The sequence below is a fragment of the Allostigmatella hybrida genome (genome assembly GCF_020103775.1).
GTDB classification, from domain to species: domain Bacteria; phylum Myxococcota; class Myxococcia; order Myxococcales; family Myxococcaceae; genus Hyalangium; species Hyalangium aurantiaca.
Genome location: NZ_JAHXBH010000042.1, coordinates 1 through 12,445, shown reverse-complemented (window position 1 = coordinate 12,445; position 12,445 = coordinate 1). Strand labels below are relative to the sequence as shown.

Genomic DNA, 12,445 nt, shown 5'->3' with positions numbered 1-12,445 from the left:
GAGCGTCAGTCCACGGCCGCCTGGTCCACGAAGAAGACCACGCGGCCGCCCAGCGCCGGTGCGGTGACGCCCGTTACGCCTTCGGTGACCGTCCACAGATTGGTGCCGCTGCCCGTGGCGTGCATGCCCTCGGGCATCCTCGGCCACTGCGAGCTGCCCGAGAGGTAGGCCTTGCGCGAGGCCCCCGTGGACACCTTGAAGAGGGCGCCCCCGTAGCGCGTGGAGCTCAGCCAGTAGGAGGTGGTGGCGGTGGTGGTCATGATTGGAGCCACCCCCTGCACGTTGGGCTCGTTCATGATGTACGCGCGCTCGGGCTTCACCGCGCCACCCACCGTCTTGAGCCGGTTCGTGGCCGCATCCACCGGCCAGCGGTAGAGCCGTCCCCCGAGCCCGGGCGTGTTGCCGTCATAGGGGCACGGGGTGTCGCCGTTGTTGCAGTACTCGCCCGAGAGCACCGCGGGCACCGTGCCGCGTGTGTCCTTGCCGAGGAAGGAGAACTTGGTGCGGCAGGGGCTGGTGAGGCTCGCGGGCATCACGTACGCGCTCACCTGCGGCAGCACGTACTTGTAGCCATAGGCGCACCACACCGTGCCGTTCTTCCCCAGCTTCGTCTCGCACGCGGTGCTGGTGTCCACCTGGCGGATCTGCGTGAGGTCGAACACCCGGAGGCCGTCCGAGGTGTCCGCCAGATAGAGGTAGTTGCCGAACCAGGCCAGGCCGCTGCCGTGCTCGGCCACGGTGGTGAAGTTGCCGGCGCTGGTGGGCCGCACCAGCAGCAGGTGCCGGTAGTTCACCGCGCTCGCGGACATGTCCGAGATGTCCGCCACGGAGATGCGCACGCCCTTGTCCGGGCTGGTGAGCGCGTAGTGCCAGGAGACGATGGCGGTGTTGGTGCTGCCCGACACGCCCGCGGTGAGCGCCTGCGGAATCCACTCCGAGGTGCCCATGTCGCCGTCGTTCCAGCGGAAGCCTCCCTTGTAGCCCGTGGCGGGCGGGTGGGTGGAGGCGGTGAGCATGGGGCCCGCGCGGTTGAGATCCTGGAGGACGGCCGGCAGCCCGAGCGCGGGGCCGACATCCGCCATGAACGCGGAGGCGCTGCTCCAGGTGTTCTGATCCTGGAGCTGGAGACAGCTCGCGTCATGCACCGTCAGGGGGGCGCCCTCCGTGAGGGGCTGCGCGCCGGTGCCCACGGCCTCGTCCGGGGCGTCCGGCTCCATGGCGGGGCCACACCCCGCGAGGCTGGTGCTGGTGAGCCAGACCACGGCGAAGAACCTTCGGGTTCCTGAGTGAAATCCAGACATGGGGACTCCGGTGGGAAGAGACAGGGGGAGGGGAAGGCCTACCGGCAGTGGGCGCGCCGGAGGGTGACGCCTGCCTCGGTGCGCAACTGGAAGAGGACGCCGCCCTCGTCGAGGACGGTGAAGTCCCGGAAGGTCTCCTCGGGCAGGGTGTTGAGGGGCAGGTCCGTCTGGCCCAACACCTTGCCATCCAGCGGATCCAGGCAGAAGAGCCGCACGCCCGGCGCGGTGGCGGGGCTGGGCTTGCCGGTGGGCAGCGTGCCCGCCACGCCCAGGTAGAGCAGTCCCGTCCGATCGCTGTCGAGCAGGGTGATGGCCATCAGCGGGAAGGCCAGCCGGTACTCGCGGGTGTAGCGGCGCTCGCCGGAGTGCCGGTCGATGACGTTGAGGAAGAGGCGGCCCGTGGGGGCATCGATGATGCGGGCCAGGACGTAGGCGCGGCCGTCCCGGGTAGGCCTGCCCGGAATCTCCGGGTGCGTGGGGTCGGCCTTGCCCGAGAGGTCACCAATGCGGACGAGGGCGCCGTGCTCGCGCTCGACGTACACCGAGTCGCCGTCCACGAAGGTGCCGGTGATGCCGCCGGGCTCGGGGATGCCCGGGCCCGTCACCGGCAGGTCTCCCTTCAGCTCGCCCGTGGTGGGATCCAGGAGGGCCACGGACTGGTCCTTCAGCCGGTCGAGCACCAGCAGGGTGCCATCGGGGGCCACGGTGACATCCTGCGGGGTCTGCTGGGTGAGGGGCAGGGTGCCACGCACCTGGCCGTCCGGGCCCAGCCGCACGAGCCGGCCATTCACCTGGTCCAGCACCACGGCCTCCCCGAGCGGCGTCACCGCCAGGGACATGGGGGCCTCGGGGTTGCCCTCCTGGGGCCGCTCGCGCCCGAGCTGAGAAGCCCCGCTGCCCCAGCCCAGCTCGGCGAACACCTCCCGGGGCTTCGAGGGGGCCGTGGCCTGGGGCGCCGTGCCCGCAGGAGCCGGGCGGCCAGAGGTTCCCACCGAGGGGGGCACTACCCCCGCAGGGGCACCGGACGCCTCCGCGGGAAGCGGCATGTCCCCGGGAGCCTTGCCTCCCCGGCGTGTCACCCCGAACGCGACGGCGAGCACGAGGAGCGCGAGCCCGCCGAGGAGGAGAACACCGCGCTGGCGCACCGTCATGGCTCGAGCCCTTCCCAGCGTCCGGCCGCTCGCGCGGCGGGCTTAGTAGTGCCGGATGGCGTGGTAGGTGGTGGTGGCGGTCCGCAGGTTGTGCACGCAGCCGTACGCGCAGCCCTTGCACTCGTAGGCCCACATGCTGCCCCAGCCGTCCCCGGACTCGTAGAGGAAGGTGTGGCCCGCGCCGTCCGTGTTGTACACGAGCGCGTCGGCCTTCAGCAGGCTGTCGCGGGAGACGGTCTTCCACTGGCTGGTGTCGACGTTGAAGTGGACGGTGCCGTAGGGGTGCGAGTCGGTGGCCATGTTGCTGTTGCTGCTGGGCACCACCCACACCTTGGCGAGGAGGCCGGAGCAGTCCGCGCCGTACGAGCCGGTGTGCGTGCAGCTCGGGCAGTTGCCGGAGCACGAGCCCACGGCGGCGCCCGGCTTGAACGCCCCATGGCCCCACCAATAGGAGAAGCCCATCGCGCTCTGGGCCCGGGCGATGGCGCCATCGCGGGTGGACGTGGGCGGCGTGCTGGTGGCCAGGTTGAGGTAGCTGCCCGAGGCCCAGCCGGTGAGGCCGCTGTAGGTCACCTTGTACCAGCCGCTGGTGGGACAGCCGCCGCCCACCTCCTTGGCGACGGCGCCGCCCGGCATGGTCAGCAGGATGCCGTTGCTCGTGGACGGGCCGGAGCGCAGGTTCAGGTCCGTGGTCGTCTGGAGGTTGGCGCCCGCGGTGACACAGCCGGTCAGCGCGCTTTCCTGGGTGGCGATGTTCTCGTCCGCGCCCTTCAGCTCGATGCTCTCCACGGAGGAAGTGCCGCCTCCACACCCAGCCACCAGGGCCGCCACGAGGCCAAGAACCTTCCAGGGATGACCGCTCATGCCACGAGTGCTCATACACACCTCCACCGGGGAACGTCGGGGGTTGCGAGACGGCCCGGCGTCACACCGGAAGCGGCCACGCACGCGCTGTCTTAAGCCCGGGCGCCTTTCTTGGAAAGCAGTAGAATCACCTTTCTCACGGATTGGGCGGGTGGCTCGGGGTGGGTAGACCCACCTCCGGGAGGCGGGCTAGGACGCTGCCATGCGCGCACGTCCGCGAGTCCTCTTGGTGGGAGCCGGTGCCGTCGGCCAAGTCTTCGGGAAGTTCCTGGCGGCGGCCGGGTGCGAGGTCGCCTTCCTGGTGAAGCCGCGGCATGTGGAAACCACCCGGGCGGGCTTTACCCTCCACCGGCTCGGCCTCGTCTCGCGCGGCACATCCGAGCACTTCTCCCGGTTCGAGGTGCTTTCGTCGCCCGAGGAGGTGGCGCAGCGGACCTGGGACCAGGTCTGGCTCTGCGTCTCCTCGGCGGCGCTGCGCGAGGGCACGTGGGTGGGCGAGCTGGCGCGGGCCACGGGAGACGCCACCTGGGTGATGCTCCAGCCCGCGCTCCACGACCGGGAGTGGCTCCTCCAGCACGTGCCCGAGGACCGGCTCGTCAGCGGGATGATTCACTTCATCAGCTTCGCGTCGCCTTTGACTCCAGGGCAGGGGCCCGGGCCGGGCACGGCGTTCTTGCTGCCGCCGCTGTCCCGAGGCCTGTTCAGCGGCCCCCCCGGACGTCTGCCGGAGGTGCTCCGGACGCTGCGCCAGGGAGGCTATCCCGCCCGCGAGCACCCCAGCGTGGCCCAGGCCATGGCCGTGCCCTCCGCGGTGCTGAACGTCTTCGTAAGCGGACTGGAGGCCGCGGACTGGCGCTTCGCGCGCTTCCGCCAGGGGCCCTCGGTGAGGGCCGTGCGCGAGGCGGCCCGGGAGGCCATCGCGATCGCCTCGGGCGAGCGCCGGTGGCGCACCGAGTGGCCCGTGGGGCTCTTGCGGCCCCTGGCCTTCCGGCTCTTGTTTCTGGGCATGCGGTTGGCGCCCTTCGACATGGAGACCTACCTCCGGGTCCACTTCACCAAGGTCTCCGCGCAGACGCGGTTGATGATTCGCGAGTACATCGACACGGGCAAGCACCGGGGCCAGCCCGTGCGGCACCTCGAGGCGCTCAATGCGCCAGGAGCACGAACGCTCCCGCGATGAGCGCGGGCACCGTCTGGACGTAGAAGATGCGGCGGCTCACGGTGAGGGCGCCCACGATGCCGGCCACCGCCACGCACGCCAGGAAGAAGAGCTGGACCTGGAAGCCGATGGGCTCGCTGGCCACCAGGCCCCACACCAGCCCCGCGGCGAGAAAGCCGTTGTACAGGCCCTGGTTGGCGGCGAGCGTCGCCGAGCGGGCGGCGAACTCCGCGTCCAGCCGGAAGACCTTCATCCCCAGGGGCTTGGTCCAGAGGAACGCCTCCAGCACCAGGATGTAGACGTGGATGGCGGCGACCAGCCCCACCAGGAACTTCGCGGCGATCTGCATGGACAGCTCCCCTCACTCACCCAGGCCGGCGCGTCCAGCGACGGCGGTGGCCCAGGTCCGTTGGAAAATCAAACGGGCTGTACCCTAGCATGTCGGTTTGAATTTCCAACCGATAAATTAGGATGGGGCCATGTCCAAGCAGGCCGTGACTCCGCGGGTGTGTTCCCTGGCTTCCGCGCTGGAGGTGGTGGGGGAGAAGTGGTCCCTGCTCATCCTCCGGGAAGTCTTCTATGGGGTATGCCGCTTCGAGGGCATCGCGCAGAACACGGGGGCGCCCCGGGATGTGCTCACCGCGCGCCTGCGCAAGCTGTCGGACTCGGGGATTCTGCGCCGGGTGCAGTACTCCGAGCGGCCCCAGCGCAGCGAGTACCACCTCACCGAGGCCGGGCGGGAGCTGGCCCCCACGCTGCTGTCCCTGTTGCAGTGGGGCCAGCGCTGGGCGCCCGCGGAGCCGCGTTCCACCGCAGCCTTCGTGCATGACTGTGGACAGCGCCTGCACACCTTCCTGGGGTGCCAGGCGTGTGGGCGCCCCGTCCGGGGAGGAGACCTCACCGTGGGCGGCAAGCCGGTGTTCGCGCCCCGGGAGGAGTGAGCACCTCTCGTGGGAGGTGCGCTACCTGGAAGGTAGGGGTAGCGTGAGCGCATGGATCGCTTCGTGGAGTACACGCTGGAGCTGCTGGAACCGTTGGGTCCCGTCCGGGCCCGCGCCATGTTTGGCGGGTGGGGGCTGTACTGCGACGGGGTGATGATGGGGCTCATCATCCAGGAGCGGCTCTACCTCAAGACGGATGAGGCCACCCGGCCCGCCTTCCAGGCCGCCGGAGGTGAGCCCTTCGTCTACGACGCGGGAAAGGGGAGGGCCCCCGTCACGATGTCCTACTGGACGCCCCCTTCGGAGGCGGAGGACGACGCCCATGCGCTCCTGCCCTGGGCCCGCAGGGCGCTGGAGGCGGCGCTGCGGGCGGCGGCTCAAAAACAACAGAAATCCATCCGCAAGGCCCCGGCCAAGAAGAAGAAACCTCCGCGCACGGGGAAGTGAAATTTGCCGGGCAATGGCGTTTCATCGTGTCTGGGACAGCCCCCCCTGTCCCTCACTCGAATGCCCGGGTGAAGCTCCCCAAAGGTAGACATGAACGTCAGCCTCCCTCTCTTTGAAAGTCCCACCCTGTCTCGCCGTCTGGTGTTGTGCCTCCTGCTGGGGACGCTCGCCGCCTGTGGTTCCCCGGAGCCCGGGGGCCCCGCCGTCCCCGGAGTCATGGCCACGTCCCGTGCGCTCTCCGTCTCTCCGGAGATTCCGCTGTACGCGATTCCGTACGGCACCCAGAACCAGAGCAAGCCCATCGTCACGGCCGGCAATGGCATCTACTTCGTGGTCTGGAAGGAACTGCTCGGCGGCCAGCAGCAGCCGGTGCTCCGGGGCGTCCGGGTGAGGGCGTTGGACGGCGTCCTGCTGGACTCCGCGGCCATCTCCGTCCGCACGCCGCCGTACACGCTCTTCACCCCCCTGGAGGATTTCGCGGTCGCCTTCGACGGGACGAACTTCCTGGTGGTCTACTCGGAATACCGGCACAGCAACATCTCCGCCTACATGCGCATCCTGGGCACCCGGATTCGGGCCTCGGACGGGGCGGTGCTCCCGGACGCGGGGTTCCTCGTCAGCGCCGGCACCCGGGAGACCGCGCGGCCCGCGGTGACCTTCGAAGGGCAGAACTACCTGGTCTCCTGGGAGGGGTGGACCGTCCCCCAGAATGGCGGCACCGCGGCCCGCTTGCTCCACGGGGCCTGGGTCCGGCCCTCGGGTGCGCTGGTGCATGCCTCGGCCTTCCCCATCGCGCCCAATGGCGTCAACGCCCAGCTCGCCACCGGCGGCAACACGGCCATGGCGATCTGGTCCGAGGGCTTCTCGGGGCCGCTGTGGATCTCCCGGTTCATCTCCGAGGTGCCCCAGCCCGTCGCGTCCCTCCCGGTGGCCGGGACGGGTGGCAGCCCGGCCTTCGGCTTCGATGGGACGAACTTCCTGGTGGTGTGGAATGAGGGCGGCGCGCTGAAGGGCAAGCGGGTGAGCAAGGACCTGTGGAGCGTGCTCGACGCCACGGCCTTCACGGTGGCCACGGAGGTGGCGACGGGCGCCTCCGTGCACTTCGACACGGGCCGCTTCCGGGTCACCTACGAGGGGACGCGGGGCGGGGGGCCGCAGGTGCTCAGCCGCCGGGTGACGGGCAGCGGCGAGGTGGGGGCGGAGCAGGTGCTCTCGGACCTCCATGCCTCCGCGGGGACGGAGACGCCTTCGGCCGCCTCGGGGGGAGCGGACCAGAACCTGGTGGCCTACCGGCAGTTCGATGCGTCCGTGAACCTGACGCGCATCCGGGTGCGGCGCTTCTCGGATCCGCAGGAGGTGGCCTGCACCTCGGGGGCGCCCACCCTCACCGTCAACGGGGGCACGGAGCTGACGCTGGAGTGCGGCTCGGGGACGTACGCGGACCTGGGCGCCCAGGCGGCCGATGGGTGCGGCAACCCGGTGGTGGTGCATGCGTACAACACGGGCGCCGACGCCACGGGGCCCGGGCCGAACCTGGGGGCGGAGGGCACGTACTCGGTCTCGTACGCGGCCTGGAATGCCCAGGGGGATGTGTCTGTCACGCGCACCGTGCACGTGGAGGACCGGACGGCGCCGGTGCTGGTGCTCAAGGGCGCCGCCCACCAGACGCACACCTGCGGCAGCCAGTGGGTGGAGCCGGGCGTGGAGGCCACGGACGCGTGCTATGGCAACCTCGCGGCCACCGTGTGGCACACGGGGGAAGTGAATGGCTGGGCGGAGGGCACCTACACGGTGACGTACACGCTGACGGACAGTGGCGGCAACACCGCCACGCCCGTGACGCGCACCGTGGACGTCGTGGACTGCCCCTGGTAGCCGCGCCCTGCCCCGCCCGGGGGTTCAGCTCTCCACAGGGAGCCGGGCGATGGCCTCGGGGCCTGGCGCGGGCGGCCCGCCGAAGAAGCGGGACAGCTCGACCCGGGCCTCTCGGGCTTGCGCCCCGCTGATGCGCCCCTCGCGCTCCAGCCTCCCCAGGATGACGTCCGCGCGGGTGCGCAGCGTCTCCGGGCGCTGGGCGGGCAGCCAGCGCCGAGGGGCGGGCAGCATGGCCGCGAGCATCGCGCCCTGCGCCACGCTGAGCGAACGCGCCGAGACACCGAAGTGCTCGCGGGCCGCCGCCTCGATGCCGTACACCCCCGGCCCCCACTCCACGACGTTGAGGTACAGCGCGAGGATGCGCTGCTTGGACAATTGGGCCTCCAGCCGGCGCGCGAGCAACAACTCCTTGCCCTTGCGCAGCAGGCTGCGGTCCGTGGACAGGTAGAGGTTCTTCGCCAACTGCTGGGTGAGCGTGGACGCGCCGCGCCCCAGCCGCGCCTCGCGCACGGATTGATCCAGGGAGTTCTTCACCTCGGTCCAATCCACGCCTTCGTGCCGGTAGAAGCGCGCATCCTCGGAGATGAGCACGGCGTCCACCACGTGCGGGGCCACCGCGCCGAGGGACACCCAGGCCTGGCGCACGCGGGGCTTCTTCCCCGCCGCGTACACCTCCTCGGCCCGCTGGGCCATGAGCGCGGTGGTGCGCGGATTCTCCGTTCGTAGCGCGCTCACGTCGGGCAGCCGCGCGTACCCCACACCGAGCCAGAGCATGAACAGGAGCCACCCGCCGAGCGCCCAAAACCTCCAACCCGCGCCGGAGCGTTTCTCCCCGCCGCGCCGAGCGCTGGAGGGGGGCTGTTTTGTCTTCTGCGTCCGGACGGTAGGGGCGCGTGCGGAGGGCGGACGGGAGGCCATCGGTGTAGGCATATGTGCACCGGTGAGGGGCCACTGTCCAGAAGATGGCCGGACGCCACGCGGCGGCTCAAGGCCGAAGCCGGGCCTCGGCAATCCGCGCTGGACGCAGGGGGTCCCAAAAAACTGGCTTTGGTTCCCAAATGCGAGCGCCGCCCCCGTTATCAGAGGGCGGCGCCTTGAAAGCGGCGGGAATCGAACCCGCGCCGGGCGGCGCGAAACCTCTAGTTCGTAGCGGAGAATTGATGCCCTCTGTGGTTTCAAGGGCTTACGGATGATTAATAATCGGAATTCTTGAAAGAATTGATGCCGCTCTGAGCGGTGAAGCTACACGAACCGCTACACGGCAAGAGCGCGGCGGGGCTTTGGGGGCTCACCGGAACTCGTCCACGATGTAGACCCCTGCCACGGAGAATTCGAGGATGGCGGTCCCCGGTTTGGAGTCGGGGCGCTTCTTGAGTTGGCCCTTCGCGAGTCGGGCCACGGCGCAGATAGGCACCCTGTTTCCCCCGGGGGGCTGTGCTGCGTGGTAGCGAATGACGACCTGGGGGCCATCCGTCCAGACCCGGCCGTATAGCCGCGTTGGCGATTCAAGAGGGCCGAGTCGGTCTTCCAGCATGCTCTCAACCGGCCCTTCGTAGAGAGTAATCGGGGTGGTGTCGGTCTGGTTCACGTCGAGTGTCACAAGGCCGCCGTCACCTACGGAGAGTTGTAGATACCGCATTGCCTTGAGCGCCTCCTCTGGGCACTCCTCGGGTCCAGGGGTCCCATCTGGGCGAAGGGCTACCCGCCCGGGTCCGGTGGCCGGGCAGCCAAAGGACGTCGCAAGCAGGAGGGCGCCGCACAGGCATAACAGGGAACGCTTGATGATCCGCATGTCGGGCTCTTACTCGCGGGCAAGAGAAGGGTCCAACTTCACGAAGACGGGTACAAAACCGTCGTCACGGATGAGTTGGAGCGCCAAGGTTTCGAGCCCGGACGCCGACGCAAAGGCGCTCCGGTCTGCGACGATGGCCACCGCACCGGTAGCACCAGGAGCAATCGAGCGCGGTGTCATTCGCACGGCGCACTTCAGCTTTTTGGTCTCGGGCAGCCAAAAGCCGTCCGCAGGCGTCAACCGCGCTTCGTCCAGGTTCCAAGCACGGGTACCGCGATTCTTGATTCTCACAATCACTGCCACCTTGCCCTTACCGGAATAGACGGTAGCAACAGCTTCGGAGTCCAAATACGCCGAGTCCTTGAAGACCAGGGTCTGTTTCAGCCGGAAAGGCGTCTGCTCGGTAGAGCCAGTCACAAGGAGTGCGGCGAGGGCATGATCCGGCGAGTTCGCCTCTTGCGCGTAACGCTCGTTCTCTTCCCGGTAACTCTGCTCCCTCTTGAGTGCGTTCTCCAAGTCCGCTCGGAGGTACTTCACGGTCTCCGGGTCCCAGAACAGGTTGACCTGATGGTCCACGGTCGCCTTGTCCGCCGTGACAGTGAACGGGATCTGCGTTCCGTCCACCAACGTGACCACGAGCGGCAGGCGGTCCTCTGGAGTTAGATCGAGGATCGGCACCAGCACCACCACCTTACCGGCCACCGCGAGCGGCTCGAAGCGCCCCTCCCAGCCCTCCAGCTTCGTGCCTGCCGGATCCACGTCCTTCTCGAAGTGCAGAACGGTGGCGACCTCTCCCGCGACGTAGACGAGGCGAGCAAGCCGGCCGGGTCGCCAAGGAAGGAGGACATTCCGGATCTGAGGCTCGCGGTCCTTGGCGCTGGCAACAGAGGCCACGAGCACGGCAAGCAAGACAGACCGGCGAGGCAGGAAGTCGAGCATAACCCACCTAACCTAGCAGGATGGGAGGCAGGCAAACAACCTTCGAGGGCATCGTCGCGAGCCCCTGACCGCCCTATCGTGGAATTCATGAAATCGCCGAATCGAGCCTTTGTTCTCTGGTTGCCGGTCACGCTGACGGCTCTGATGGGAGGCTGTTCCACGGGAGCCCGCGTTACTACTGTTCGTGCTCTCGCGCCGCTCCCCGGGGCTGACCCGAACATGCTCGCCGCGACCGACCCGAACCGGCCTGCCGCCGTGGCCCAGACCACTGGGAACTGCTGGAACTCAATGAACTGCTGTATCCAGAATCACCCCCTGACTCCGGTACAGAGTTGCGGCGCCGATCCCTCCGAAGCGGCGAAGATCCTCGAAGCCCTCGGGCAATTTGCAGCCGCCGCACAGGTCTTGGAAGCGGCGGGGCGTCTCCCGAAGTGGAAGAGGAAGTGCATGGACAGTTACAACAAGTGCATAAATAAGGGGTGGGTTGGCACATGGAACTGTGTGGACTGCTTGCGGTACTGTGAAGGCCAGCAGGGGGTCTGGCCAGAGGATCGGTGCTTCCCAGAGGATGGCGAGTGGTAGGTGAGACCATGACCGCTGAGATTGATTGGGGACCCATTCGGGCACTGGGGCAGCGCGTGATCAAGCGCGGCGAACCGCTTGAACTCACGGAAGAGGTGCGCTCCCTCTTGCGAAGGTCCGCCTCGGAAGTCTCGCTCCCTCCAGAGGACGCGGAGAACGCTCTACTCAGCGTGCCCACGGCCACCACGCTGCTCGGGGAGATCACGCGCCGTATCCGGGAAGGCTCGGACCGGCTAGGCGAGGCCCGACACCGGGCATATGACCTCAGGGAAGCTGGGAACCTGGACGGCGCGTGCAGGCAGATGGAAGAGGTGCTCGCCGTTGAGGTCGTTCCGCTGTATCGCAAGCGCGCCGAATCCATGATTCGCGAGACAATCCGGCTCAAGTCGGTTGCTGCGAGCGGACAGCCTGATCCGAAGCTCTCCGACCGGGCTCAACTCCCGGTCCTTCTGCACCGCGTCCAGCAAGGGCAGCCGCTGGAACTCACCGAGGGGATGCGCGCCTTCCTGCGACGGTCCGCCGCTGACGTAGGCATGAGCGAGGCCGAAACGGAACCGGCGCTAGGCAGTCCTGAGAGTGCAGGGGCGCTTCTCGGGCAGATCATGGGGCGCCTCCGTGACGCCTCAGACCGGCTTGAGGGCGCCATGTCCCGTATGATGGAACTCCGGGATGCTGGCGATCTCGAAGGGGCACGCCAGCAGATCCGCGAATGGCTCGCCGTGGAGGTCGTCCCGCGATACCGCCGCGCCGCCGAGGAGAACCTAGCGGGTCTGGACGAACCGCCCACGGCAACCTGACGGCTTAGACGCAATACCCGCTCTACCCAAATGACTGAATGGGACGCGCGGTAGTCGCTGTCGCTTCAAGAAATCCGCAGAGACGCATCGCCAAGAGGATGGGTTCTTGAATCAAAGAAAAGGATTTCTTCTACGCCAGACAAGACCTTCATGAAGTGTAGCTTTGTGTCTATTATCGCTTCGGAAGTTGTTGGAAAGATCGAAACTGCGACTGCGCGGCTTGGAATCTCAGCGATTGCGCTCGCAATGTGTGCATCTTGGGGGCCTAGCCCGGATCGGTCACAGCGGGCACGGAGATAGGGCTGGTGTCGCAGCGAAGCCTGCTGGTGACCTCGCGCTTTGCCTTGAGGCGGTTCTGGTTTCTGCAACAGGCAAAGCGCGGCTCTCTCCCGCCGGAGTCGGGGCCCGCGCGAGGTTGTCAAAGAGCAGCGTGCGTCAGGAAGGGGCAGGGCCAGTGCGCAGCTGTTCCGCGATGCGCGCGAAGAGGTCTTTCACCGGGGCTGCGGCGCTCAGGGACAGCACGACGCGGCGGACGCTGACGCGCACGAGGGCGGCCACCTTCAGCAGCTTGAGCCGAAGGGTGCCCACCTGCGCGCG

The 12,445-nt window shown here is 68.4% G+C and carries 13 protein-coding genes; 5 read left to right on the top strand and 8 right to left on the bottom strand.

The genetic code is table 11. The features are described from left to right. Positions 1 to 5 precede the first annotated feature (5 nt). The 3 genes from KY661_RS34680 to KY661_RS34670 are packed head-to-tail and all read right to left on the bottom strand — an operon-like array spanning position 6 to position 3,331. Complete coding sequence (locus tag KY661_RS34680; protein WP_225414261.1) at positions 6 to 1,301, bottom strand: hypothetical protein; 1,296 nt, start codon at positions 1,299 to 1,301, stop codon at positions 6 to 8. A gap of 38 nt (positions 1,302 to 1,339) precedes the next feature. After that, positions 1,340 to 2,452 (bottom strand): hypothetical protein, encoded by a 1,113-nt coding sequence (locus KY661_RS34675; RefSeq protein WP_225414260.1) that lies wholly within the window; start codon positions 2,450 to 2,452, stop codon positions 1,340 to 1,342. 42 nt (positions 2,453 to 2,494) lie between these two features. Continuing rightward, positions 2,495 to 3,331, bottom strand: a complete 837-nt coding sequence (locus tag KY661_RS34670; protein WP_225414259.1) for an SH3 domain-containing protein — start codon at positions 3,329 to 3,331, stop codon at positions 2,495 to 2,497. 187 nt (positions 3,332 to 3,518) lie between these two features. On the opposite strand from KY661_RS34670, the gene KY661_RS34665 reads away from it, so the two are divergent. Then, a complete protein-coding gene (locus tag KY661_RS34665; protein ID WP_225414258.1) occupies positions 3,519 to 4,496 on the top strand; it encodes a ketopantoate reductase family protein in 978 nt (325 codons plus the stop codon). Here KY661_RS34665 and KY661_RS34660 read toward each other — a convergent pair. Continuing rightward, entirely contained in the window at positions 4,462 to 4,824 is a 363-nt protein-coding gene (locus tag KY661_RS34660; protein ID WP_075008236.1) for a DUF1304 domain-containing protein, read from the bottom strand. The genes KY661_RS34665 and KY661_RS34660 overlap by 35 nt on opposite strands. Before the next feature lie 130 nt (positions 4,825 to 4,954). Between KY661_RS34660 and KY661_RS34655 the strand changes: the two genes are divergently transcribed. The 3 genes from KY661_RS34655 to KY661_RS34645 all read left to right on the top strand — a co-directional run bounded on the left by KY661_RS34655 (position 4,955) and on the right by KY661_RS34645 (position 7,738). Next, positions 4,955 to 5,416 carry a winged helix-turn-helix transcriptional regulator gene (locus KY661_RS34655; protein ID WP_225414257.1) on the top strand — a complete coding sequence of 154 codons (462 nt, stop codon included), beginning with the start codon at positions 4,955 to 4,957 and terminating at the stop codon, positions 5,414 to 5,416. Between the two features lie 51 nt (positions 5,417 to 5,467). Further along, positions 5,468 to 5,863, top strand: coding sequence for a TfoX/Sxy family protein (locus tag KY661_RS34650; protein WP_225414256.1), 396 nt, complete (start codon positions 5,468 to 5,470; stop codon positions 5,861 to 5,863). A gap of 216 nt (positions 5,864 to 6,079) precedes the next feature. Then, positions 6,080 to 7,738: a DUF5011 domain-containing protein gene (locus KY661_RS34645; protein ID WP_225414255.1), complete on the top strand. Its 1,659-nt coding sequence runs from the start codon at positions 6,080 to 6,082 to the stop codon at positions 7,736 to 7,738. Positions 7,739 to 7,762: 24 nt separating this feature from the next. On the opposite strand, the gene mtgA is transcribed toward KY661_RS34645, so the two are convergent. From mtgA to KY661_RS34630, 3 genes are all read right to left on the bottom strand, one after another. Beyond that, positions 7,763 to 8,656 (bottom strand): monofunctional biosynthetic peptidoglycan transglycosylase, encoded by an 894-nt coding sequence (gene mtgA, locus KY661_RS34640; protein ID WP_225414300.1) that lies wholly within the window; start codon positions 8,654 to 8,656, stop codon positions 7,763 to 7,765. Positions 8,657 to 9,026: 370 nt separating this feature from the next. Further along, positions 9,027 to 9,530 (bottom strand): serine/threonine protein kinase, encoded by a 504-nt coding sequence (locus tag KY661_RS34635; RefSeq protein WP_225414254.1) that lies wholly within the window; start codon positions 9,528 to 9,530, stop codon positions 9,027 to 9,029. Between the two features lie 9 nt (positions 9,531 to 9,539). Next, positions 9,540 to 10,469 carry a DUF2381 family protein gene (locus tag KY661_RS34630; protein WP_225414253.1) on the bottom strand — a complete coding sequence of 310 codons (930 nt, stop codon included), beginning with the start codon at positions 10,467 to 10,469 and terminating at the stop codon, positions 9,540 to 9,542. 590 nt (positions 10,470 to 11,059) lie between these two features. Here KY661_RS34630 and KY661_RS34625 point away from each other — a divergent pair. Then, entirely contained in the window at positions 11,060 to 11,848 is a 789-nt protein-coding gene (locus KY661_RS34625) for a DUSAM domain-containing protein (protein WP_225414252.1), read from the top strand. 435 nt (positions 11,849 to 12,283) lie between these two features. On the opposite strand, the gene KY661_RS37860 is transcribed toward KY661_RS34625, so the two are convergent. Further along, a complete protein-coding gene (locus tag KY661_RS37860; protein ID WP_225414299.1) occupies positions 12,284 to 12,436 on the bottom strand; it encodes a transposase in 153 nt (50 codons plus the stop codon). Positions 12,437 to 12,445 lie beyond the last annotated feature (9 nt).